Source organism: Pseudoalteromonas sp. QJM3NY_12, assembly GCF_056173165.1.
In genome coordinates, this window is record NZ_CM149661.1 from 172,864 (window position 1) to 197,005 (window position 24,142).

The 24,142-nt window shown below is 40.6% G+C and carries 26 protein-coding genes; 17 read left to right on the plus strand and 9 right to left on the minus strand.

Annotated elements, in window-relative coordinates; genetic code table 11:
- Window positions 1-99 precede the first annotated feature (99 nt).
- Window positions 100-2,592: an alpha/beta hydrolase family protein gene (locus tag AC0VZ5_RS00840; protein ID WP_290171238.1), complete on the minus strand. Its 2,493-nt coding sequence runs from the start codon at window positions 2,590-2,592 to the stop codon at window positions 100-102.
- 97 nt (window positions 2,593-2,689) lie between these two features.
- Between AC0VZ5_RS00840 and AC0VZ5_RS00845 the strand changes: the two genes are divergently transcribed.
- On the plus strand, window positions 2,690-3,757 hold the full coding sequence (locus tag AC0VZ5_RS00845) for a CNNM domain-containing protein (protein ID WP_138605937.1): 1,068 nt from the start codon (window positions 2,690-2,692) through the stop codon (window positions 3,755-3,757).
- 40 nt (window positions 3,758-3,797) lie between these two features.
- Here AC0VZ5_RS00845 and AC0VZ5_RS00850 read toward each other — a convergent pair whose 3' ends face one another.
- Window positions 3,798-5,012 (minus strand): EAL domain-containing response regulator, encoded by a 1,215-nt coding sequence (locus tag AC0VZ5_RS00850; protein ID WP_475473798.1) that lies wholly within the window; start codon window positions 5,010-5,012, stop codon window positions 3,798-3,800.
- Window positions 5,013-5,190: 178 nt separating this feature from the next.
- Between AC0VZ5_RS00850 and AC0VZ5_RS00855 the strand changes: the two genes are divergently transcribed.
- Window positions 5,191-6,207, plus strand: coding sequence for a metalloprotease (locus AC0VZ5_RS00855; protein ID WP_475473800.1), 1,017 nt, complete (start codon window positions 5,191-5,193; stop codon window positions 6,205-6,207).
- Between the two features lie 39 nt (window positions 6,208-6,246).
- On the opposite strand, the gene AC0VZ5_RS00860 is transcribed toward AC0VZ5_RS00855, so the two are convergent.
- Both AC0VZ5_RS00860 and AC0VZ5_RS00865 read right to left on the minus strand, forming a co-directional pair.
- Window positions 6,247-7,557 (minus strand): short-chain fatty acid transporter, encoded by a 1,311-nt coding sequence (locus AC0VZ5_RS00860; protein ID WP_475473802.1) that lies wholly within the window; start codon window positions 7,555-7,557, stop codon window positions 6,247-6,249.
- A gap of 168 nt (window positions 7,558-7,725) precedes the next feature.
- Window positions 7,726-8,673 carry a chemotaxis protein CheV gene (locus AC0VZ5_RS00865; protein WP_138605943.1) on the minus strand — a complete coding sequence of 316 codons (948 nt, stop codon included), beginning with the start codon at window positions 8,671-8,673 and terminating at the stop codon, window positions 7,726-7,728.
- A gap of 165 nt (window positions 8,674-8,838) precedes the next feature.
- Here AC0VZ5_RS00865 and AC0VZ5_RS00870 point away from each other — a divergent pair, with 165 nt between their 5' ends.
- Together AC0VZ5_RS00870 and AC0VZ5_RS00875 are read left to right on the plus strand one after the other, a co-directional pair.
- Window positions 8,839-9,906, plus strand: a complete 1,068-nt coding sequence (locus tag AC0VZ5_RS00870; protein ID WP_475473803.1) for a potassium channel family protein — start codon at window positions 8,839-8,841, stop codon at window positions 9,904-9,906.
- Window positions 9,906-10,097 carry a hypothetical protein gene (locus tag AC0VZ5_RS00875; protein ID WP_010391937.1) on the plus strand — a complete coding sequence of 64 codons (192 nt, stop codon included), beginning with the start codon at window positions 9,906-9,908 and terminating at the stop codon, window positions 10,095-10,097. The genes AC0VZ5_RS00870 and AC0VZ5_RS00875 overlap by 1 nt, the downstream gene beginning before the upstream one ends.
- Window positions 10,098-10,117: 20 nt before the next feature.
- On the opposite strand, the gene AC0VZ5_RS00880 is transcribed toward AC0VZ5_RS00875, so the two are convergent.
- Both AC0VZ5_RS00880 and AC0VZ5_RS00885 read right to left on the minus strand, forming a co-directional pair.
- A complete protein-coding gene (locus AC0VZ5_RS00880; protein WP_198522383.1) occupies window positions 10,118-11,149 on the minus strand; it encodes a cytosolic protein in 1,032 nt (343 codons plus the stop codon).
- Window positions 11,150-11,271: 122 nt separating this feature from the next.
- Window positions 11,272-11,730 carry an EVE domain-containing protein gene (locus tag AC0VZ5_RS00885; protein ID WP_475473806.1) on the minus strand — a complete coding sequence of 153 codons (459 nt, stop codon included), beginning with the start codon at window positions 11,728-11,730 and terminating at the stop codon, window positions 11,272-11,274.
- Window positions 11,731-11,813: 83 nt separating this feature from the next.
- Here AC0VZ5_RS00885 and tesB point away from each other — a divergent pair, with 83 nt between their 5' ends.
- Complete coding sequence (gene tesB, locus AC0VZ5_RS00890) at window positions 11,814-12,671, plus strand: acyl-CoA thioesterase II (protein WP_010391943.1); 858 nt, start codon at window positions 11,814-11,816, stop codon at window positions 12,669-12,671.
- Between the two features lie 47 nt (window positions 12,672-12,718).
- On the opposite strand, the gene plsB is transcribed toward tesB, so the two are convergent.
- Window positions 12,719-15,157, minus strand: coding sequence for a glycerol-3-phosphate 1-O-acyltransferase PlsB (gene plsB, locus AC0VZ5_RS00895; RefSeq protein WP_475473808.1), 2,439 nt, complete (start codon window positions 15,155-15,157; stop codon window positions 12,719-12,721).
- Window positions 15,158-15,584: 427 nt separating this feature from the next.
- On the opposite strand from plsB, the gene rpsJ reads away from it, so the two are divergent.
- The 11 genes from rpsJ to rpsQ are packed head-to-tail and all read left to right on the plus strand — an operon-like array spanning window position 15,585 to window position 20,551.
- On the plus strand, window positions 15,585-15,896 hold the full coding sequence (gene rpsJ / locus AC0VZ5_RS00900; RefSeq protein ID WP_002957900.1) for a 30S ribosomal protein S10: 312 nt from the start codon (window positions 15,585-15,587) through the stop codon (window positions 15,894-15,896).
- 27 nt (window positions 15,897-15,923) lie between these two features.
- Window positions 15,924-16,559: a 50S ribosomal protein L3 gene (gene rplC / locus AC0VZ5_RS00905; RefSeq protein ID WP_008108338.1), complete on the plus strand. Its 636-nt coding sequence runs from the start codon at window positions 15,924-15,926 to the stop codon at window positions 16,557-16,559.
- Between the two features lie 17 nt (window positions 16,560-16,576).
- Window positions 16,577-17,182: a 50S ribosomal protein L4 gene (gene rplD / locus AC0VZ5_RS00910; RefSeq protein WP_008108340.1), complete on the plus strand. Its 606-nt coding sequence runs from the start codon at window positions 16,577-16,579 to the stop codon at window positions 17,180-17,182.
- The gene (gene rplW, locus AC0VZ5_RS00915; RefSeq protein ID WP_008108343.1) at window positions 17,179-17,481 is read left to right on the plus strand and encodes a 50S ribosomal protein L23; all 303 of its coding nucleotides are present in this window, start codon (window positions 17,179-17,181) and stop codon (window positions 17,479-17,481) included. The genes rplD and rplW overlap by 4 nt, the downstream gene beginning before the upstream one ends.
- Window positions 17,482-17,498: 17 nt before the next feature.
- Entirely contained in the window at window positions 17,499-18,323 is an 825-nt protein-coding gene (rplB, locus tag AC0VZ5_RS00920) for a 50S ribosomal protein L2 (RefSeq protein WP_007376192.1), read from the plus strand.
- Between the two features lie 15 nt (window positions 18,324-18,338).
- A complete protein-coding gene (rpsS, locus tag AC0VZ5_RS00925) occupies window positions 18,339-18,617 on the plus strand; it encodes a 30S ribosomal protein S19 (protein WP_004588689.1) in 279 nt (92 codons plus the stop codon).
- A gap of 13 nt (window positions 18,618-18,630) precedes the next feature.
- Window positions 18,631-18,963, plus strand: a complete 333-nt coding sequence (rplV, locus tag AC0VZ5_RS00930) for a 50S ribosomal protein L22 (RefSeq protein ID WP_004588690.1) — start codon at window positions 18,631-18,633, stop codon at window positions 18,961-18,963.
- Between the two features lie 12 nt (window positions 18,964-18,975).
- Window positions 18,976-19,677 (plus strand): 30S ribosomal protein S3, encoded by a 702-nt coding sequence (gene rpsC, locus AC0VZ5_RS00935; protein WP_008108350.1) that lies wholly within the window; start codon window positions 18,976-18,978, stop codon window positions 19,675-19,677.
- Between the two features lie 12 nt (window positions 19,678-19,689).
- Entirely contained in the window at window positions 19,690-20,103 is a 414-nt protein-coding gene (gene rplP, locus AC0VZ5_RS00940) for a 50S ribosomal protein L16 (RefSeq protein ID WP_008108352.1), read from the plus strand.
- Complete coding sequence (gene rpmC / locus AC0VZ5_RS00945) at window positions 20,103-20,294, plus strand: 50S ribosomal protein L29 (RefSeq protein ID WP_008108355.1); 192 nt, start codon at window positions 20,103-20,105, stop codon at window positions 20,292-20,294. The genes rplP and rpmC overlap by 1 nt, the downstream gene beginning before the upstream one ends.
- Window positions 20,294-20,551 (plus strand): 30S ribosomal protein S17, encoded by a 258-nt coding sequence (rpsQ, locus tag AC0VZ5_RS00950; protein ID WP_013463780.1) that lies wholly within the window; start codon window positions 20,294-20,296, stop codon window positions 20,549-20,551. Before rpmC ends, rpsQ begins: the two co-directional genes overlap by 1 nt.
- A gap of 316 nt (window positions 20,552-20,867) precedes the next feature.
- On the opposite strand, the gene AC0VZ5_RS00955 is transcribed toward rpsQ, so the two are convergent.
- Entirely contained in the window at window positions 20,868-21,404 is a 537-nt protein-coding gene (locus AC0VZ5_RS00955) for a helix-turn-helix domain-containing protein (RefSeq protein WP_475474743.1), read from the minus strand.
- 186 nt (window positions 21,405-21,590) lie between these two features.
- On the opposite strand from AC0VZ5_RS00955, the gene AC0VZ5_RS00960 reads away from it, so the two are divergent.
- Window positions 21,591-22,061: a hypothetical protein gene (locus AC0VZ5_RS00960; protein WP_008108359.1), complete on the plus strand. Its 471-nt coding sequence runs from the start codon at window positions 21,591-21,593 to the stop codon at window positions 22,059-22,061.
- A gap of 196 nt (window positions 22,062-22,257) precedes the next feature.
- Here the strand turns inward: AC0VZ5_RS00960 and AC0VZ5_RS00965 are convergent, their stop codons facing one another.
- The gene (locus AC0VZ5_RS00965; protein ID WP_475473812.1) at window positions 22,258-23,874 is read right to left on the minus strand and encodes an endonuclease; all 1,617 of its coding nucleotides are present in this window, start codon (window positions 23,872-23,874) and stop codon (window positions 22,258-22,260) included.
- Window positions 23,875-24,142: the final 268 nt, after the last annotated feature.

The following is a 24,142-nucleotide window of genomic DNA, read 5'->3' on the forward strand; positions in this document are numbered from 1 at the left end:
CATTGTTTTTCGGTAACATTATATTCCGAATAGGTCTAATAATATTGCATTTTGTAATGCGCACTTTTTTACTTCATCGACAAAGTGCGCATTATAGTTCTAATCTTTATACATTGAATCCCACCATTGTGGTTCATTTTTTAACTTTTTGTCAAAGTAAGCCAACATAGTGTTCCACCAATTAAATCGTTTATCGCGCGCAAATATTTGGTGATCTGCTCCTTTGTATTCTATCATTTCAACGTCTTTATTAAGCAGTTTTAGTGCGGTGTACATAGTTAAGCTTTCGCCCACAGGCACATTGGTATCACTGTCACCGTGAATAAGCAGTAATGGCGTGGTTACTTTATCGGCATGAAATACAGGGCTATGCTGGCTGTAAAGTTGAGGGTTATTCCACGGAAAGCTATTTTTTGAGGCTTCGCCTGAGTATAAATAACCCCACCATCCTTCACCCCAGTATGACGTTAAGTTTGAAATACCGGCATGAGCAATAGACGCGCTAAACATATCGGTTTTGGTGGCAAGCAGCATAGTCATAAAGCCACCATAAGATGCACCAAGGTTACCTACTTTACTACTGTCTACAAAATTATATTTAGCTAAAAATGCCTCTGTACCCTCCATAATGTCATCGGCGGTATAGTCGCCCCAAGCATTTACATGTTGTGCTGAAAAAGTTTGCCCAAAACCCGTTGCGCCGGTTGGTTGTACAACATAAACCACGTATCCGTTTGCTGCCCATAAGTTAAAAGGGTAGCGCCCAGTAAACCCGCGTGTTACTGGTGAGGTGCCTCCATAATAATAAACAAGAGCAGGGTATTTCTTGGCTTTATCAAGATTGTTTGGCAGATAAACACGGCCAGAGATTTCTACGCCACGCTTATTGGTAAAGTTAAATTCTTCAAGCGCAGGAATAGCCGTATTGGCATAAGCAATCGGGTTTGAATCCCAAATGAGCTCTACCTTGTTTTTACTTACGTCTAAGCGCTTGAGTTGTTGAGCGCTCGACGCATTGCTGCCACTAATTAATAACTGGGCATTGCGCGTATTTGAAAAGCTAAATTGCTGCACAATATCAAAGCCTGTATTTAACTTTTTAAAGCGCTGTTTACTCAGGTCAAATAAATACAGTGGTTGGGTATCTTTCTCTGTCACTTTGATTAGCGCATCACCATTGCTTAGTACTTCTAATGTGCCAATTGCGGGGTCAAACTGTTTGCTTAACGCCGTTACTTTTTTTGCGTTATCAGCTAGTAAGTAAAGCTGGCCATCGTAATTATTAGCCAGCATGTTCTTTGGTATTGTTCTGCCTGCACCATTTTTAAAATCAGGGCCTGCAACAACATAAATATTGTTTGCGGCATATTTAGCTTGATTAAAGTTTTTAAACTTACCTAATGATTTTATGCTGTTGGATTTTAATGTAAGTTCAACCAGCTCAGTCTCTGGGTGAGTTGAGGCTTGCATCGCCATTATTGGGCGACTTATTAATAGCTTTCCACGGTTGCTGTTAGCATCTTCAAGTTGATGGCTCAATACGCCTTCGGTCAGAGCTTTGGTTAAACCACTGTTGGTATCGAGTAAATATAATTGGCTAACCGTACGGGCATAAGACCAACGGTCTTGTAAGCCTTTATGATGTTTAGTGAGGCTATTGGTTTCTTCAGATGATTTAGACCAGCTAAAAAGAATACTATTATCGTTGTAATAGCTAAAGTTGCTTGTCCCCTCAAGGCCTGAGGCTAAGGTTTTTATAGCGAAAGTTTTACGGTTTAACTGCTTTAATTCACCGTTGAGTAAATAAACTAAAAATTGGTTATCAGGACTCCAAGTAAATTGGCTAGGCTGCACTTCTTCAAATCGGTATACCGTTTGGTTATTAGTATTTTTAAGCTCGGTTGTGGTAATGGCGTTGTTGCCTGTTTTATCGCTGAAGCGCTTTGTTGTACTTAAGTAATACTTAGCATCAGGCGACAAAGACAAACCGCTAATAGTCGGGGCGTCAAACAATTGTTTAGCCGATAAGCGCTTGGTTTTATTTGTCGTTAGGGTCACGACGTCAGTTTCTGCTTTTGGCACAAACTCTAAGGTGACATCATTCCAATTAGCAACCTGTTGAGCGATGACAACCACGGTATGTGAGCCGTTATTTAAAGCAAGCTGATAGCGTTGGTTTTCACCAGTTTGCTTCTCACCATTGATAAAAATCTGGCCTTGCTCTATTCCTTCAATGTTTAAGGAGCCTTGAGTAAACCGGTCCGTTTCAATATGAAATTTAAGTGCTTGTAAACCGCCTAAAGTAAGCGCGTTAATTTTATCAAGTGGTTGCCACTTATGCTTTTTACCAAACACAACAAAGCTTTCTGCACTTGATTCAAGTTGTGCAAGCAGATTATTAATAATCACGTCGCCATGGGGGGTCTGAAATGGCTTTGCTTGCATATCTTCTGCAAGTGGGCCGATAAACTGAATTTTTGATTGATCGAGTGGGGCAGCTAATGCCGTTAAACTCAAACTACTTAATGTGAGTAGGGTTGCCAAGCGAGTAAAACGTCTTGTGTAACGATACCAAGGTGCGCTTAAATTCATTGCTATGCCTATTGTTATTGGAGATTTGGCCAAATATAACATGTATTGTTATGATGGCTATTATCATCGGGTATTTATCCAACTTATCGGAGAGAAAGTGACACTATTAATCGTTTACATGGTTACAGCGATTGTGATTTCGTTTTTGTGTTCAATCATGGAGGCCGTACTATTAAGTATTTCACCTAGTTATGTTGCATTGTTGCGCAAAGAGCGGCCGGTGCTGGCTAAACAACTTGAAATACTAAAAAGTAATATTGATCAACCATTAGCAGCTATTTTAACGCTTAATACTGTTGCCCATACTGCTGGTGCCGCAGGAGTAGGTGCACAAGCCGCCGTGGTGTTTTCAGATGCAGCAGTGGGGATTGCATCTGCTATTATGACTTTATTGGTATTGGTGTTATCTGAAATTATTCCAAAAACCTTGGGTGCCAACTATTGGCGTGCTTTAACACCAAGTGTGACTTATGGTTTACGTATTTTGGTGTTAGTGCTTAAGCCATTTGTATGGGCTGCACAAAAGCTAACCAATTTGATGGGGCAAAAGCATAATGAGGCCTATTATATTCGCCAAGAAATAGAAGCGATGGCCGATATTGGCAGTGAGTCAGGGGCACTTCATGCTGATGAGTCAGAGATCATTCGAAACTTACTGCATTTTAGGCACGCAAAACTAACCGACTTAATGACCCCGCGCACGGTTATTTTTAAAATTCATAAAGATCTTACTGTAAATCAGTACTTAAGCGAACATGGCTCTTCGTCATTCTCTCGAGTGCTAATTTACGACAAAGATGCTGACGATATAATAGGGTTTGTTCATAAAAACGACATTATGTTGGCATACCACCGCTTAGGTACAGACTACAAGATTAGTAAGTTGGTTAAGCCTATTTATACAGTACCGAGTACGCAAAACGTATCGTCGTTATTACAAATATTACTTACCAAGCGTACCCATATTTGTTTAGTGATTGATGAATACGGTGATGTGCAAGGAATAGTGACCCTAGAAGATATGATAGAGGCGCTAATGGGTTTAGAAATTGTTGATGAGCGAGATCAATCTACCAACATGCGTGCCGTGGCTAAGCAACGTTGGCATCAACGTTTAGCGGATAGTGAGCATATCGTCAGCGCCGAGGATAATGAATCTCGTTAGGGGTATTTAGTAAATATCAACCGGCAAAGGTCAGCAGACCTTAGTTATTATTTGTTTTAGCAGCTGTTTTTATCCAGTGTTGTGCCCACGAGATAAATTCAGCTTTTGCTTTTGGGCAACTAAACAAAAATCCTTGTATAGCTAAATTTGTTTGATAGTGCTTTAGATAGGCAAGTTCTTCCGGACGTTCAACACCCTCAGCAACAAGTTGCAGTTGCTCTTGGCTAGTCATATCAATCAATGAGTTGACCACAACTTGCGAAAACTTATCTGTTTCAATGTGGCTTATAAAAGAGCGGTCTATTTTTACTTCTGTAAATGGCAGCTGTTTCAGTTGGTTAATATTAGTAAAGCCAGTACCAAAATCATCCAGTGAGATACCAAAACCAAATATTCTTAATCTGTTTAAGGTTTCAAGTTGGGTATAGCTTGAAAGGGCATGTTGCTCGGTTATTTCAACAACCACATCACTGGGAAGCACGCCGTGCTTTTGTAATAACTGTAATAATTTATTAGGGCAGTTCAAATCATTTAACTGGCATGGCGACATATTAAATGACAACTTTAAGTTTTCTCCTAATTGTTCTTTCAGCTGCTTTAAGTCACTGCAGGCTTTTTCAAACAGCGTAAAAGTAATGTCATTGATTAAGTCGCATTGCTCAGCAAGGCTAATAAAACGGCTTGGTAAAATCACGCGTTCGCTTTTATTTGAAACAATACGAGCCAATACTTCAACACTTTGTATAAAGTTGGTGTTTATATTTATCTTAGGCTGGTAAAACGGTGTTATTTCATTATTTTTTAATGCGCTAACAAGTTTAGCTTTAGTAATTGGGCGCTCTTTTACAAGCGTATGGCTGTTTAACTGCGCTATTTTGGCAAGTAACATATTTACCTGATTTAATTGTACTGGCTTGGTAAGGTTACCAATTAAATGCACATTATGCTGCTTGGCTAGATCAGCTGCTAGGCTGATTATTTTAGGATCCATTTCAGAAATAATAACAATCGCACCGCAATAGCCTATTTCACCTAAGTTACGAATTAACTCCATACCATCCATTTCTGGCATATTCAGATCGGTAAATATGGCGTCATAAAAGTTTATATCAGGCTTTACTCTCTCTAGTGCTGTAACTGCGCTTAAGCAAGTGGTAACTTCTGGCATTTCGAGCTCATTAAAAATCGCTTTCATAACAATTAAAATGGCTTTTGAGTCATCAACAACGAGTATATTTGGCAATTGAGTTCGCATTGGTGTCCTTAGTAGTTGAAGCTTACTTCCTGTAATATTAAAAATAGTCGCTTGAATTGTTTTTGTCAGTATTTCAGGCATTTTTAGCTTACATTATCGCTAATAAAATTATGCTAGCTCACTCGTGTTTTTTTGGTGGGAAGGTATACTAGCGGCATAATTTATAATGGTTAGAATAATGATAAAAGTCGAACTTTCTCTGGCAGAGCAACCGTTTACGCTGATGATAGCAGAGCAGCAAGTTGTAAAAATATTTCATGATCAGCAAGCGATTGCATTTGAAAACCCACGTGAAAATTATGTCGAGTTTATGCTTGATGAGCAGTTAATTGGTATTGATAGCAACGAGGTCAGCCAGCAAAGCTTGGCGCTATATGTAAATAATCAGTTTGCAACTCAGTTAGCTTTACCTGTAGCAGCACAGGGCGCACCTAAAAAGGGGTTTTTAGGGCTCGCGGCGCTTGGCTTTAAATTATTTAAAAGTGCTAAAGTTGTTAAAGTGGCGCTAGCGAGCGCATCGGTGGCCGGTTATGCTTGGCTGTTTACCATTGAGTTTGCGTTAATGCTGATTGCTTGCCTGGTGGTACACGAATATGGCCACGTACGAGCTATGAAGTATTTTGGCATTAAAACTAAAGGCATTTATTTAATTCCTTTTGTAGGCGGGTTAGCCGTTAGCGACGATAAAATAACTACGCGCTGGCAAGATGTGGTTATATCACTTATGGGGCCTGCCTTTGGTTTATTTACTTCTGTGCTTGGTGTAGTGCTTTATTACGCTACGGAAATGGAAATATTTGCAGGTGTTGCAGTGCTTAGTGCACTGCTTAATTTATTCAATTTACTGCCTATTTTACCGCTTGATGGCGGGCATGTACTAAAAAGCATAAGTTTCTCGATGCGCTCTTGGTTTGGTTTAAGTGTGTGCTTACTAGGTGTGCTATTTGGTTTATGGCTAAGTTACACCTTTGGTTTAATGTTATTAGTGTTCTTTTTATTTGTTGGGGCGCTAGAAATTGTGTTTGAATGGCGTGGCCGCCATTACTCACATTTACTGCCATTAGATAAATACGGCCAAGGTTTTTCCGCGGTAATGTATGCACTCGTTGTTGCAGGGCACATTGCGGTAATGATGCACTTTGCAGATTCAGAAAACGCGATATTAAGTTTACCGATGAAGATTTTATCAAGCTAAGTAAGCGCGGGCTGTAATATAAGTTACAGCCCAGTTAGATTAATAAAAGCTCAATACCAGCGATATAAACACCCCAGTAATAATCAGCTGTACCACGCAAAACCCCATAATATCTTTAGCTTTTAACCCTGCAATGGCTAATACCGGTAATGCCCAAAAGGGTTGAATTAGATTCGTCCAAGCATCTCCCCATGCTACAGCCATAGCAACCCTTGCCATATCTGCACCAAGCTCTTGTGCTGCAGGGATAACAATAGGTGCTTGTACAGCCCATTGGCCGCCACCGGATGGCACAAACATATTAACTAACCCTGCACTAATAAAACTGTAAAATGGCAAGCTATCGGCATCCGCTATGGCAATAAAGCCCTGCGATATTTGTTGTGCTAACCCTGTATCGACCATAACGGCCATAATACCGGCATAAAAAGGGAACTGAATGACAATTCCCCCGCCACTTGGAATCGCTTGTTGTAGGCTATTTAGTAAATTGTGGGGGGTCTGATGTAGTGTGATAGCTAAAAATAAGAAAAGCGCTATCACGCTGTTGAGATTTAAGCCGCCACCTGCGATAAAAAAGTAATAACCTAAGTAGGCAAGTCCGAGTAAGCCAATGCCCATGCCTAGCAGTTTGCTTTGTTCTAAATGTTGCGCAGGGCGTGTTATTATTACTCTATCGAGTAGAGTGTTCTTAAGCAGTGATGGGTCAATATAAACACTGTCTTTTTCACTCGGTAGCATGTAGCGGTTAACCAACGGCATAATAATAAATAAGCCAATCAGAATCGCAATGTTAAAACCTGCGAACAAGGTTTGCTCGGTGCCAATAATACCCATTGTTGCCTGTGAAAAATGCCCTTCGCTGGCAATGGTTAGTGGTACGGAGCCTGCCAATCCGCCGTGCCATACTACAAAACCTGAGTAAGCACTTGCTACTAAGAGCCGATAATCTACTCGAGTCTGCTTAGCAATAGCCTTAGCAAATAAAGCCCCAATCACTAATCCAAACCCCCAATTAAGCCAGCTTGCTAAAAGCGAGATAAATGTCACTAAAATAATGGCTTTTGGGGCCGTATTAGCAAGCGTTGCTAATTTTGTTAGTAACTTACTTATTAAAGAGGTACTGGCGAGCATATAGCCTGTTACTAGCACCAACAGCATTTGCATGGCAAAGCTAAGTAAGTTCCAAAACCCGCTTCCCCATGATGTTATTACCTCAAGTGTGGTTGCAGGAGTCGCTAAATTCGCAATGCTCAAGGTAATAATAGTGAGCAAAATGACAAATATAAATGGGTCGGGTAAGTAGCGCTCGACGAGCTTAGTAAACGGGCTGGCAACTTTATTGAGCATAATTAATAACGAGTTAGTGAAAACTTATTTACTAATTAATCATGAAACCTTAGGATTAGCAAACACCGCTTTGAATAACCACTCAGTAAGGCAGGTTTTTAAAGGTTGCTGATGAGGAGAGTGTTACTAGCAAATATTTACCCAAGCAGATATTTGCTAGTTTTGTAATTAGGTGCTGCTTAACACATGTTTTAGACGGTTTTGTACTTCTTGCACTAGTAAGTCAGGCTGAAATTTTGATAAAAATGCATCACAGCCAACCTTTTCTACCATGGCTTGGTTAAAGCTGCCGCTTAGGGAGGTGTTAAGTACTACATGTAAGTTTTTTAAGCGGCTGTCGTTACGTATTTCATAGGTTAAGCGATAACCATCCATTGAGGGCATTTCGGCATCGGTAATCACCATAAGTAATTCTTTTTCAACATCGCGGCCTTCATCGGCCCAACCTTTAAGCATATTGAGTGCTTCCAAGCCATTACTGGCAGGAACAATTTCGATACCAAGCTGCGATAATGTATCGCTTACTTGCTTGCGTGCTGTTGGCGAATCATCAGCGTGTAGTATTTTTCGCCCAGAGAACTCGTTAACTATGGTTTCATCTAACACGCCATCAGAAATATTAACCTCGTACTCAACTATTTCAGCCAGTACTTTTTCTACATCTATAATTTCTACCAAGTGCTCCACGTCGTCGCGCTGTACTTTAGTAAGTGCAGTAATGTAATGATTTTTACCGACTGAGCTGGGTGGTGGCATAATATCAGACCAGGTCATGTTCATTATTTGATCAACCTTACCAATTAAAAAACCTTGAGTGGTACGGTTATATTCAGTCACTACCAAATTACAGTCTTCACCATGTTCTTTGTGTGACATAGAAATGGCTTGGCGTAAATCAATCACCGGAATAGATTCACCCCTAATATTGGCAACACCCGTCACCTTAGGGTGAGAGTGCGGTATTTTGCTTAAACGGGGAAGCTTCACCACTTCTTTAATTTTAAATACATTGAGTGCAAATAAATGGCGGCTATGTAAATAAAACAGTAGCAACTCTAAACGGTTCTCACCTACAAGCTGAGTACGCTGATCAACTGACGCTAAAACACCTGACATAATAGACCCATTCTTTCCTCATAACTTAATAACTATAGTTTACTCTTATTTTTATTCATAACGAACCGTGAATATTTCGATTACAGTAAAACGTTGCTTAAGTGTTATGATGTGCAGTATCGTGTTACCAAATGATTCAAATAATCAATCGATTAACAAACAATTATGCATCATATTTTTAAACGTATTGTTGTGCTGTTGCGCAGCCATATTGATCAGGTGAGCTGGCAGTCAGTTGTAATAGCAACGTCTTTACACATGTTGCTTACTTGGTGCTTATTATTTATTGCGAATGAGCAAGCACTACTTTCACCAGGAACCTTTTTTTATTACTACACGGTAACTACTTCAACAGTAGGGTATGGAGATTTAAGTCCATCATCTGACTTGGGCCGTTGGATTGTCGCATTAATACAAATACCCTTTGGTTTGGCTTTATTTGGTGTCTTGTTAGGTAAAACAGGGCAAACAGTAACTTACTTAATTAGGCGCGCTATGACTGGTGATAAAAACTTTGCTCACAGTAGCAATCACATTATTATTTTTGGTTGGCATAATGCTCGAACAAAAAAAATGATCGACTATATTTTGGCTGATACTAAACGTACAGACCGCCGTATTCTATTGGCGGTTACTGAACAAATAGAGCATCCATTTTTAAGTAATGAGAATGTTGATTTTGCTCGTTTGACTAGTTTTACCGATTTGGATGAATTAGAACGCGTTGCCATTCGCCATGCCGATAAAGTGATTATTGATGGCCAAGATGATGACCAAACATTTACTACTGCACTGCGTATTAGCCGTTTAGTCAAAGAAGATTGTCACATTAGTGCACACTTTTTTGATGAAACGAAAGTGGAAATGTTATTAGAGCATTGCCACAATGTAGAGTGTAGTAGCACTAAGTCAGCAGAGATTTTGGTGCGCTCAATGCAAGACCCAGGCTCAAGCCGTGTTCAAGAAGAGCTATTATCTACTTTGCATGGTGATACGCAATTTAGCCTACAAATACCTAGTGATATAAAAACCATGGAATTTGGTAAATTATTTCATCATTTTAAGTACGATCATAATGCAATATTGTTAGGTGTAGCTCATAATTTAAGTGCAAAGAATATGGATTTAAACCCACCTCTAGATTATGCAGTGAATGCGGGTGATATTCTGCATTACATCGCACAAGAGCGGGTGTTAAGTGGTGAAGTTGATTGGCTTAGCTTGGAAAAATAATGACTGAAGTTGCTTTTTTAATTATTGTTTTATGTGCTTACATTTTTCCTATCATGATAATTCTTAACAGTAAGCGTAGCCAAGGCCATGAAAAAAATGGCTGGCTAGTTGGCGCTATCTTCTTTTCGTGGATAGCGCTGATTCTTTACTTCTCGATTGTACCCAAGCAAGGGCACGCCAAGAAAAAGTAAAGCATGAGTACCTTTTTTACTTATTCTAATTGTCTCAGCTTATGCTCAACGAGCGGGTCGTCTGGCACGAGTTGTTGAGCAACTTCTAATAGCTTAATAGCATCATTTGGGCTTTCGTCTTGATGCTTAATAGCTACCTCTATTAAAGGCTGAATATCAATTTTCTCTTGGTGCTCTTTAACGTGCGCTGCTTTTTCGTCGATTAAAATAGTGTGAGCGGTACTTAATAACGCTTGGCGATGTGCCGATTTAGCGTTGGCTTTATTAAGTTTTTTATAATAATCCTCTTTTAAACGCAGTGTTTTTGTTTGCAGCCTAAATTGCGCAATGTCGATTTGCTGATCACGAATAAAATCAACCGCTACTTGTTTATAAAAGCCAAACTTATTCAAGTAAGTAGCGTGAGTGCCGTGCCCCATACCAAACACGCGTAAGTGAGTGAGCTGTTTGTAGCGTTTAGCATGTTGGCGGTCAATACGATTGGTTGGATCGTAAATAATGTAACCTTTCGCATCCCCTAAATCTAAATCATGGTAGTCATCTTGCCAGTCATATTGCTGAGCAATTTCAGTACTTGAGCGGTCATCCCAAGGGGCGATAAGTTTGTTTTTGGTGCTAACAGGATGGAAAAGCAGTACTTTATCGAGTTTGAGTAACTTAGCAAATGCACCCACAGCAAAGCCGCCACGGCTAAGCCCATAGCCTAACTTAGTTTTAAAAGGAGAGAGTAAAGTTGATAGCTGCTCAATAAAAAAGATTAAATTGCGGTTACGAAACCAATTGCTTTTACCCAAATGCTGAAACGCAATAATATTAACATCTTGCTTTTGCGCTAAATGATAGCCCCAAGGGGCAAAGTCTTCATTTAGATCGCGTTCTTGTATATCGGTGCCCGCAGGAGAAAAAGTAAAAAGCAGGGGTTTATTGAGGTCAACAAAGTGATACTTTACATACACATCACCGAGTAAATCTCCACCAGAGGCTGGTAGTTTTGCTTGCCTCTCATCATCGCTGAGAGTTAACCATTCATCCAACCAATACAGTAATTTCATTTTTCCTCCAGTAAAGCAAGCCGAAGATCATAACAAATTTGGCTCCATAAGAAAATCGAGCGGTGACATGCTGCGCTGGTGGAGTACTATTTTAATGAAGAAAGTGTAGTTGTTTTAGTGGCTTATGTCGCCATATTTAAAATTTCATGCCAATCATTTTCGGTCACTGGCATGACCGATAAACGCCCGCCTTTTTTAAGTGCTATATCAGTTATAGCAGTATTTGCTTTGATCGCTTGCAGGCTTACTAAACTACTCAAATGCGCCTGATAAGTTATTTCTACCACAAACCAGCGAGGGTTTTCAGTGGTTGCCTTAGCATCGTAATAGTCGCTACTTAAATCAAATTGCGTTGGATCAGGGTAAGCAGCCTTAGCAACCACACCAAGCCCTGCAACGCCAACTTGTTTGCAGCTAGAATGATAAATCATCACTAAATCACCTTGCTTTACATCATCGCGAATAAAATTACGCGCTTGGTAGTTGCGTACACCTTCCCATAGCGTTGTTTGCTGTGGCGCTTGCTTTAAGTCATCAATTGAAAAGGCGTCGGGTTCGGTTTTAAAAAGCCAAAATGCCATATTAGATTTCCTCAATCAGTGAGTTAGTATTTTTTAACTATTGTATAGTATCATTTATAAATTAGGGGATTGAGGAAGAAATAATGAGCCAAGTATTAGATGATTTATTATCGTTGTTGTCACTTGAAGAAATTGAGCAAGGTTTATATCGAGGACAAAGCCAAGATTTAGGGTTTAGAGCGGTGTTTGGCGGTCAAGTTATGGGGCAAGCGCTTTCAGCAGCTAAAGAAACACTACCAGCTGGGCGTATTGTTCATTCCTTACATTCTTATTTTTTACGCCCAGGCGACGCTGCAAAACCGATTGTGTACGATGTAGAAACTATACGTGATGGTAAAAGTTTTAGCACTCGACGTGTCAGTGCGATTCAGTACGGTAAACCTATTTTTTACATGACAGCGTCGTTTCAAGGTGAAGAGCAGGGGTTATCGCATCAAGCCACTATGCCTGATGTTCCAGCTCCTGAAGAACTGCGTTCTTCGTTAGAGTTTTATCAAGAAAATGCACAGCATATTCCTGAAGCAATCCGTAATAAGTTTATTCGTGAAATGCCGATTGAAATGCGTCCGGTGAACTTTCATAACCCCTTTAAACCTGAAGCCCTAGAACCGGTAAAACATATTTGGTTTAAAGCCAATGGCGATATGCCGGACGATCAACGTATTCATAATTACTTATTGGCGTATGCGTCTGACTTTGAGTTTTTACCAACCGCACTGCAGCCACATGGTGTGTCGTTTATGCAGCCGAATATGCAAGTTGCGACCATAGATCATGCTATGTGGTTTCATCGTCCATTTAGAATGGATGATTGGATGTTATATACCATTGATAGCCCAAGCGCGAGTTCAGGAAGAGGGCTGGTACGTGGTCAGTTTTTTGACCGCCAAGGCAATTTAGTTGCCTCGACGATTCAAGAAGGGGTAATGCGCCAGCGTTAACTCTTTGCTACCTACTATATTGGGTTAATTCAATATAGTGAAGTACGTTACTGACATTGAGCGTGGACAATGTCAGTAATTGATTGCCAAATACGTGCCGGCAACAGTGTTTGCAGTTGCTTGTAGGTCTCGCACAGCTCTGGGCTGCCTTGTAAGCCGCTATCAGATTCACTAATTAGCTTTTGTTCGCGAAGGTTGGAAATAAAACTACTAAGTACCTTCTTATCAAAAAACTCCGGCGTTTTAATGCCATGTAACGTACCCAAGCGTTGTGCCAACACATAGCTTTCACGTTCCAGTTCAGCTTTTGCAATACCTTGGCTGGTTTGAATAAAGCCAATCACAATCGCATAACGTTGCAGAGTAAAGCTCAATGCACGACCAAGCATTTCGAGTTTGGCAAAGCTATCGTTACTTTGAGTTACTTTGATATTATCACCATCAAGCTCAATTAAGCCTTGATCGCTAAAGTTAGTTAAAATGCGGGTCACATAGCTTTCATCAAGCTCTTGTAAGTACCACTCTTTGGCGAATAACGGATAAAATGATTTTACCAATTGATGGCAGTGAGTAACGGTACTTTGATGCTGCTTGAATAAATGTAGAGCTACTAAGCTAGGTACTGCAAAAATATGCAAAATGTTATTACGATAATAGTTAAATAAGGTTTTTTCTTTATCGTTTATCGCAATAATTTCACCAAACTCGTCACTGATCACATCAAACTTATTCAACTTTAAAGCGTGTTCTAGCAGTTGCTCTGGCGTTTCATCGGGTGCGGTTATTTTATTGCTGTAGCTAGCTTCACGTTGTAATCGCAAATAAAACTCAAGCTGAGCTAGCAATTTAGGTTTACTCAATGCGTGCTTATCGTTTACTAGCAGTATCATCGCCAGTAAGTTAACTGAGTTAAGTGCGGCGGCATTGTTAATTTTAACCATAACCTGATCAGCAAGATTAGCCACCTGCGGCCCTAGCCATTGTGGTTTTTGCACGTCGGTAGCATGAATTGACTCGCGCCAGTCGGGTTGGTTGTCATTCAGGTATTGGTTAATAGAAATTGGGTCACCAAAATTTAAATACCCGCGACCATAGTTTTTCAAATTTTTAATTGCTTTAAAAATACCTAATATCGACTCGCCTTTTTTATCATTACCCGCGAGCTCTTTTAAGTAGGTGTTTATTTCCATTACGTGTTCGTAACCAATATACACAGGTACAATTGATACAGGGCGGTCTATACCACGAAGCATAGCTTGCATCGTCATGGCGAGCATACCCGTTTTTGGGGGGAGTAAGCGTCCGGTTCTACTGCGGCCACCTTCGGTATAAAACTTAACCGAGTAACCCTTTATAAATAACTGGCTTAAGTATTCTTTAAATACCGCTGAGTAGAGTTTGTTACCAGCAAATGAGCGACGAATAAAAAATGCACCACTGCGGCGGAATATGCCACCTGCAGGGAAAAAGTTAAGGTTAATCCCTGCAGCAATATGCGGTGGTACAAGGCCTTGATGATAAATAGAGTAGGTTAGTAGCAAGTAATCCATATGACTACGATGACAAGGCATGTAGATTATTTCATGGCCTTTATTGGTTAGGTCATGAATTTGCTCGGTGTACTTTATGTCAATGCCATTATAAAGCTTATTCCAAAGCCACGTTAATATGCGATCAGCAACGCGAATTGTGGCATCGCTGTAATTAGCGGCGATTTCATCAAGTAGCTTTAAGGCGTTTTGTCGCGCCTGAGCTTGGCTGATGTTTTTTTCAGAAGCCTCGGTTTGAATTGCTTTTTTAATTGTGGGTGATGCCAGTAGTGAGCTAAATAACTGATCACGAGATGGTATTTTAGGCCCTGTTGCAGCCAGCTTTTGACGTTTAAAGTGAACTAGAGCTACACGCAACAGCTTATGAGGAAGTTCATTAACGTCGGCTTTTTCATTAACCAATAAAGATAAGTCGAGTGGTTGGCTAAATCGAATAAAGTTATCTCTACCTGAAAAAAGCACCACAAAAATTTTTCTAAACCAGCTGGGCGTTAGTGAGTGCGAAAGTAAAGTGCTTAGTCCGGGTTTTTCTTTACCTGGCGATCGGCCCCATAAAATAGTCACGGGCACCACTTGCACATTTTTTTGGCCACTATTTAATAAGTGCTCAACAATGTGTTTGCCTTGCGCTAATGCATTGGTAGACTTTTCTTTATCACCAAATAGCGGGGGAGGGTTTTTAATGCCGATAAAGCGATCTAACGTCTCGTCACCTAATATTTGCTGCTCGGTTGGGTCCGGTAAACCATTTCGTTTACAAACACGGGCCAGTGCCGCTAGATCAAAGCGTGAGTTTAAACGCACTATATAGAATGTCGGGTTTTTAGGGTTTAACTCAAATTGCTCTAAAGGCTTTTCAGGCAGTACTTTGCTTTTAACAAACAAGCGGCTGATACCACCAGAGATAAGATTTAAACCATAATTTAAAATACGCATTGACTCACCATAAGAGAGTAGTTACCCAAACCAATATGGGTATATAACAGCAAAATTAGCGCATAGGATAACATAATATCTAAAAAATCCCCTGCAGATTAATCGACAAGCTATGACATTATAAAGACATCATCACTTCCATTGCGTTCACTATTAATAAACTTAGCTATTTTTTAAACGACAATAACAAAGTAATTATGTCTAAATAGTTGTTGCATTTATCACCAGTATCATTATAATACGCAGGCTTTCAAAATTCCCTCGGGAACAAGAAAGAATAAATTAAGCTTGGATTTCAAGCTAATAAACAGGAGTTCCGATTTGGAACTCAACGTAGATATAATCAAACAACCGGCATCTTAATTATTAAGATTGTTTCGGTCGTTTTTTTATGCTCTTTAAATGCTCTTTATATTGAGGTTTAAGAATGTCAAATCAACGCATTCGTATTCGCCTAAAAGCTTTTGACCACCGTTTGATTGACCAATCAACGGCGGAAATCGTGGAAACTGCGAAACGCACTGGCGCACAAGTACGTGGTCCAATTCCACTACCTACACGCTTTGAACGTTTTACTGTACTTACATCACCGCACGTTAATAAAGACGCGCGTGATCAGTACGAGATCCGCACCCATAAACGTCTGATCGACATCGTAGAACCAACAGACAAGACTGTAGACGCACTTATGCGTTTAGACCTTGCTGCTGGTGTTGATGTTCAAATCAGCCTGGGTTAATCGGAAGATTAGAGAGGTTTTAGGAAAATGGCATTAGGTCTAGTCGGTCGTAAAGTGGGTATGACACGTATCTTCACTGAAGATGGTGTATCTATCCCTGTGACAGTTATTGAAGCGACTCCTAACCGCATTGCTCAGATCAAATCTGACGCAACAGACGGTTATAACGCGCTTCAAGTAACCGCAGGCACTAAAAAAGCAAGCCGTGTAAACAAAGCAACAGCGGGTCACTTCGCTAAAGCTGGTGTTGAAGCGGGTCGCGGTCTGTGGGAATTCCGCCTAAATGGTGGTGAAGGCGATTTTGAAGTAGGCGCTGAGCTTACTGTTGAATTATTCAACGAAATCAACAAAGTTGACGTAACCGGTACTTCTAAAGGTAAAGGTTTCCAAGGTGGTGTTAAGCGCTGGAATTTCAGCATGCAAGACGCTACACATGGTAACTCTCTATCTCACCGTGCACCTGGTTCAATCGGTCAAAACCAATCACCTGGTAAGGTGTTTAAAGGTAAGAAAATGGCCGGTCAAATGGGTAATGAGCAAGTAACAACTCAGAACCTTGAACTAGTTCGCGTTGACGCTGAGCGTAACCTGCTTTTAGTTAAAGGTGCAGTACCTGGCGCTATCGGCGGTGACGTTATCGTTAAACCAGCTGTTAAAGCATAAGTCCTGGAGATTTAGTGATGGAATTAGCAATTAAAGACGCTTCTGGCGCTCTTGAAGTTTCTGAAGCTACTTTTGGACGTGAGTTTAACGAAGCATTAGTACACCAAGTAGTTGTTGCATACGCAGCAGGTGCTCGTCAAGGTACTCGTGCTCAGAAGACACGTTCTGAAGTAAGCGGTGGTGGTAAAAAACCATGGGCTCAAAAAGGTACTGGCCGTGCACGTGCTGGTACAATCCGTAGTCCAATTTGGCGTTCAGGTGGCGTTAGCTTCGCAGCTAAACCACAAGACCACAGCCAAAAAGTAAACCGTAAAATGTACCGTGGTGCGATCAAAAGCATCTTATCTGAATTAGTTCGTCAAGAGCGTTTAATCGTTGTTGAGAGTTTTGGTCTTGAAGCACCAAAAACTAAAGAACTAGTTGCTAAGCTTAAAGAACTTGAGCTTAAAGATGTTCTTATCGTGACTGAAGAAGTAGATGAAAATCTTTTCTTATCGGCACGTAACCTGTACAAGGTTGACACACGTGATGTAGCTGGTATCGATCCTGTAAGCTTAATTGCTTTCGATAAGGTACTAATTACAGCTGCTGCTGTTAAGCAACTTGAGGAGGCGCTAGCATGATCCGTGAAGAACGTCTTTTAAAAGTGATCCTTGCTCCACACATCTCTGAAAAAAGCACAATCGCTGCTGAAGAAAACAATACTATTGTTTTTAAAGTAGCAAATGACGCAACTAAAGCTGAAGTTAAAGCGGCAGTTGAGAAGCTTTTTGAAGTAGAAGTAACTGGTGTTCGCACACTTAACGTTAAGGGTAAAACAAAACGTACTGGCATGCGTTTCGGTCGTCGTAGCGACTGGAAGAAAGCTTACGTTACTCTTAAAGAAGGTAGCGAGCTGGACTTTGTCGGCGGCGCCGAGTAATAAGGGGAGTTAGAATTATGGCACTTCAAAAGTGTAAGCCAACTTCTGCGGGTCGTCGTCACCTAGTTAAAGTGGTTAACCCAGATTTACATAAGGGTAAACCTTACGCACCACTATTAGAGAAAAACTCTAAATCAGGTGGTCGTAATAACAATGGTCGTATTACGGTTCGTCATATCGGTGGTGGTCATAAGCAGCATTACCGTTTAATCGATTTTAAACGTACTAAAGATGGCATTCCAGCCACAGTTGAGCGTTTAGAATATGATCCAAATCGTAGCGCAAACATCGCTCTTGTATTATATGCAGACGGTGAGCGTCGTTACATTATCGCACCTAAAGGCTTAAAAGCTGGCGATGCAATCCAGTCTGGTGTTGATGCACCAATCAAACCTGGTAATGCATTACCAATGCGTAATATGCCTGTAGGTTCGACTGTTCACAACGTAGAATTAAAACCAGGTAAAGGTGCTCAAATCGCACGTTCTGCTGGTGCATACGTTCAAATCCTTGCTCGTGATGGTCAATATGTAACATTACGTCTTCGTTCAGGCGAAGTTCGTAAAGTTGAGTCTGATTGTCGTGCTACGCTAGGTGAAGTAGGCAATGCTGAGCATATGCTTCGTTCACTTGGTAAAGCAGGTGCAAATCGCTGGCGTGGTATTCGTCCGACAGTTCGTGGTGTTGCCATGAACCCGGTTGATCACCCACACGGTGGTGGTGAAGGTCGTACATCTGGTGGTCGTCATCCTGTGTCTCCATGGGGTAAACCGACTAAAGGTGCTAAGACGCGTAAGAACAAGCGTACGGATAAATTTATAGTACGTCGTCGTACTAAGTAATATTGAGGAATAGCCATGCCACGCTCTCTCAAGAAGGGTCCTTTTATAGACCTACACTTGCTGAAGAAGGTAGAGAAAGCTTTGGAAAGCGGTGAAAAGAAGCCAATTAAAACTTGGAGCCGTCGTTCAATGATCATACCTAACATGATCGGATTGACCATTGCTGTCCATAATGGTCGCCAGCATGTACCAGTTTTCGTTTCTGACGAAATGATCGGTCACAAACTAGGTGAATTTGCACCAACTCGCACTTACCGTGGCCATGCTGCGGATAAGAAAGCGAAGAAACGTTAAGAGGGGAAGATAAATGCAAGCATTAGCTAAACATAAATTCGCCTCTGGTTCGGCGCAAAAAGCACGTCTAGTTGCAGATCAGATCCGCGGGTTACCTGTCGATCGCGCACTAGAAATCCTGGCGTACAGCCCGAAAAAAGCGGCTGTATTAGTTAAGAAAGTACTTGAGTCTGCTATTGCTAACGCAGAGCATAACGAAGGTGCTGACATTGATGAGCTACGTGTAACAACGATCTTTGTGGACGATGGTCCAACAATGAAACGTATTATGCCACGTGCTAAAGGACGCGCAGACCGCATCCTTAAGCGTACAAGCCACATCACTGTTGTGGTTTCAGATAGCTAGGAGATATAAGTAATGGGACAAAAAGTTCATCCTACTGGTATTCGCCTAGGTATATCTAAACCTTGGGTTTCTACCTGGTACGCGAATTCAAAAGATTTCTCTGCACAGCTTTTTGGCGATCACAAAGTACGTACATTCCTTACTAAGGAATTGAAAGCGGCTTCTGTGTCTAAAATCGTTATTGAGCGTCCAGCAAAATCTATCCGAGTAACTATTCACACGGCTCGTCCGGGTGTTGTTATCGGTAAAAAAGGCGAAGACGTAGAAAAATTACGTCAAGCGGTAACTAAAATCGCTGGTGTACCTGCTCAGATTAATATTTCTGAAGTACGTAAACCAGAACTAGATGCACAACTAGTAGCAGACGGCATTGCCTCTCAGCTAGAGCGTCGTGTTATGTTCCGTCGCGCTATGAAGCGTTCGGTACAAAATGCAATGCGCATCGGTTCTAAAGGGATTAAAGTTGAAGTTAGCGGTCGTCTTGGCGGCGCAGAAATCGCACGTTCAGAATGGTATCGTGAAGGTCGTGTACCTCTACATACTCTTCGTGCTGATATCGACTACGCAACTTCTGAAGCCTTAACCACTTACGGTATCATTGGTGTTAAAGTTTGGATCTTCAAAGGCGAAGTTATTGGTGGTTTACCACTAGTACAAGAGCAAGAGAAGCCAGCTAAACGCGCACCAAAGAAAGCCAAAAAAAGTGCTAAGTAGAGGTAGCGAGTAATGTTACAGCCAAAACGTACAAAATTCCGTAAAATGCATAAAGGCCGCAACCGTGGTCTAGCGCAAAACGGTAACAAAGTAAGCTTCGGTACTTTCGGTTTGAAAGCTACTGGTCGTGGCCGCATGACTGCTCGTCAAATCGAAGCAGCTCGTCGTGCTATGACACGTCACGTGAAACGTCAAGGTAAAATCTGGATCCGTGTCTTCCCTGACAAGCCGATCACAGAAAAGCCTCTTGAAGTTCGTATGGGTAAAGGTAAAGGTTCTGTTGAATATTGGGTTGCTGAAATTCAGCCTGGTAAAGTACTTTACGAAATGGAAGGTGTTTCAGAAGAGCTTGCTCGTGAAGCGTTTAACCTTGCTGCTCGTAAGCTGCCATTCAAAACAACTTTCGTAACTCGGACGGTAATGTGATGAAAGCAAACGAACTAAAAGATAAAAGCGTAGAAGAGCTTAATGCTGAACTTCTAGGTCTTCTTCGTGAGCAGTTTAACCTGCGCATGCAAGCAAGCACTGGTCAGCTAGCTCAGACACACACGCTAAGAACAGTACGTCGCGATATCGCGCGTGTAAAAACAATTATTAACCAGAAGGCAGGTCAATAATGAGCGATAAAATTCGTACTCTTCAAGGCCGTGTAATCAGCGACAAGATGGAAAAATCTTTCACTGTTGCTATCGCACGTTACGTGAAGCACCCAATCTATGGGAAATTCATCAAACGTACGACTAAGTTACACGTACATGACGAAAATAACACTGCAAAAGCGGGTGACGTAGTTACTATCCGTGAATGTGCACCAATTTCTAAGAACAAATCTTGGACTTTGGTAGATGTTGTTGAACGTCCAAAACAAGCTTAATTTTTAATTAAGTCTGTTTTTATAAGAAACCCCAGCTTTTGCTGGGGTTTTTTTGCGTTTAAAAAAGCTGTAAGCGGTAAGTTTTAAGCCGTCAGCCGTCAACTGCTCGGAGTGAATTTGAGGGCCGTAGCTTGGGTTTTTAGTCTAGAGCACTCGAGAAAAAGCACGCCATGAATACGTAATTGTCCTAATACTTTATCAATTTGAGTGATTGAATCTGACGTTAATCGTGTTAAAAATTTCTGATATACGACAGCATAGATTTTGGAGGTAGAGTAATACTGGAGCAATTGCCAAGAGCAACTAAATAACAGCTTTATAATTTACCAAACCTATGACTTTGCGAGAGTAGAGCTGCAACAATATATAATAAAATGCATACTGCGGAAGTTACAATTAGAAAGCGGTTTTCAATTCTACTGACTTGCCTTTCGCCTACAATTTGATAGGTCACGTCCCCCTCAATAAAACGTTCGCCTTGGTATTGCTGAGTGACATTAAACGCTAAAAAATCTTCTTGCTTTGCCTGATAAGTAAAGTAGGTTTCAGCATAAAAAATTTCATACGTTGCACATAGCCAAACCATAAGGCTAATTATTAATAGCGTAAAACTCAAAATAGGCAGTTTTTTCAGTGGCACTTTGGTTGCTGTTGTTACAGGTAAATAGCAATCAAAACATGCTTCGCCATAGCATCGCTTTAGCTTTTCGATTACTTCGGGAGAAGGAATGAATTGGCCATTCTCTAGTTTTGATAAGTAAGACTGTTGGATGCCTATTTCACGTGCAGCAAATGCTTGAGTCCATTTTTTGTCTGATCGAAGACGTTTTAATTCTTTTCCTAGCGATTGCATACCCATATTCTCTTCTTAATTGCAGCCACATTATTATCACTAATTAGCTAAGCCAGAGATAGAGGTCATGCCTATATTCATGCGAATGAATAAAAGAATATCATGAATATTAATAGATTAGCGATTTTTATGGGCTACTTTAAATTATGCTAGTATTCTCAAACTAACGAAAGGATATATTGTATTATGAAAAAACACGTTTATTTATTACTTAGCTCCATCGCTTTATTCTTTGTAAGTTATCAAACTAATGCTGAACCTGTTTTTGCAGTTAAAGCCGATATTTATAAATTGAAAAATGAAATAACAATTGATAGTAAAATTTCTGAAACACTAAATTCATTGACTCCAATTCACCAACCAATGCTATTAGCTCTATTAAACGAGAGTGCACAAATAGAAATAGGGGATAAAAAACAACTAACATCACTTGAGATAAAAGCAAACGAAGATGGATCGTTTTTCAATGCATCGATGAAGTTAAAAGATAAAACAGATGGCCAATGGCAATCGATAACGTCTTTTATGCCTAACATTCCCAGTGGTCAAGCTGTATATTTTAGCCGTACTTTTATCGATAGTGTTTGGTTGATAAAGTTAACCGGAACACGATATGAATCAGAAGAGCTGGGTCTAGCTAGTTTTAAAAAACAATAATTGTAATAGCTGAAGTGCTAGTAAGCACTTATTTTTCTACTGAGGTTTAGGCTTATATTGCTAGATATCTGGATCTTGGTTTTACTCCAATTTTTAAGATGTGTTATGTACTTATTAGTAATTATAATGCGCAGTTTATAATAAAAAGCCTCTGCGTAAGCAAAGGCTTGTGTTTTCTGCGAAGCCGGAAGCCCGTTTACCAAATCATCTCTACAAATTCAGGATGATCAATATACGGGTTACGATTTCCCTGAAATTCAAACGCTGCTTGGTTGCGGTCTAATTCCATTTGGCTAACAGGATCGTTGTTATGCCACTTTAACAGCATGGCCACAACCCAGCTTTCAAATACTTGGGTACTGGTGCCATTGAGCACGTCATTACTAGCTGTAGTATTATTTTGCCAAGAACCAATCACATTTTCGTAGCGGGTTGCCATGTAAAAATAAGCACGAGCAAAGTCACCTTTAAATTCATCAATAGGTTCAAATACAGTACCGTTGTAATTAATCGCATTACTTGCTGAGCCTAATTTACTGCCGTTGGTTGAGGTAAATGAAGCACTTGCTACTTCACCGAACGGGAAGTTACTTCGCTTTGAATTTACATAGCCGTCAGTGGCGTAAATATGATGAACATCAGAGTTCATCGGTTCAACTTTTCCACCAAACCAACTTTTAGGAAACGAATGCTCTCGGTTGTAGCAATCTGCCTCACCACTGTAGGTGCCACATTGATCGCTAACGGCTGTGTATGTGTAGCTATCAGAGCCATTGGGCTTCTCGCTGTACATATCTAAAATACTATTATCGTTTTCAAAGTATTTATCACGCGCTGATGCGTCGTAAAAATTCCAAATAGCAGAATACCCTTGAGCATTATGATTATTAATAATGTTATAAAGCTCAGTTTTAAGCGTGTAACCCGATAAACCTTGGGTCGTCACATAGTAGCCGGTTGGCGTCGGTGTTGGCGTTGGCTCAGTGCTTCCTAATGAGAAAGCGGTAGCCTCGGTTGTTTGAAAACTAGCTCCACTGGCAAGCAATGTGCTTTCATTATTCAAGGCGTAGCTACCACTGCCATATGAACAGCAAATACCATCGCCATAGCTGTCATTAATAGTAAATGTATACTCACCATCGGTTACGCATAATTGTTCGGTATATTGGGTGTTTGCCGCATACCCACTTCCGCTTGCAACGACACCGGTTTGGTTGTGCGCTATTTGCCAGCTGGTTTCTTCGCCGTAGTTATCTGTGGTTAGGCTAAAAGTAAGGCCGTTATCTGCGCAGCTTGGAGAGCCACTGCTGTCATTATTAGGCAAGAAGTTATCAACATAAACTAACTCGCTACCATCAAATCCCGTTGTATCATAAAAGCGTAAGCCGACATCAATGGTTTTATTACTATCAGCTGTGTAGCTGTAAGTTATACTCTGCCATTGGTTGGTTTGTGCTGGATTTGAATAGCCTTGATAACCATCTATCAACAAACGCGCCTTAAGATGGCCTTCGGTATGATACACATCTACTGAGAACTCATAAGTTTTACCCATTTCAACAGCGACTTGCTGCAAAAAATCAGTATTGCTTTGTGTGCCTGTATTAACGCTAATCGCTGCTGATTGTGAGCCTGTGCTTACGACTGTGCTGTTGGCAGATACGTTAATACCGCTATCAATCACTGTCCACGCATCTGGGGTGTTGCCACTGTATTGTTCAAAGTTGCCATTAACCACATTAGCCATCGCGGGTAATGAGGATAATAACAAGGTGCTCAAAAGTAATTTGTTTTTATATATACCGTGTAACATAGGTGTTCCTATTTATATTTTTGCGTAATATACCTTAGAACATAAAAGTTACAAAATTGTTAAATCAAAATTTCATAAAAGACAATAAAACCCTTTTAGGCCTATTTCGTAGGTTTTCAGGTAACTTAATAACTAAATGGAATATCAAAGCAGATTCTATTCTTTTTTTATCTATGCTTAGGCGGCTATCCTGCATACTCAATTAACCTCAACAGAACTTTCTGAGTGAGGTGGCACTCACTTTAAACAATGTGAACAAGCATTGTGT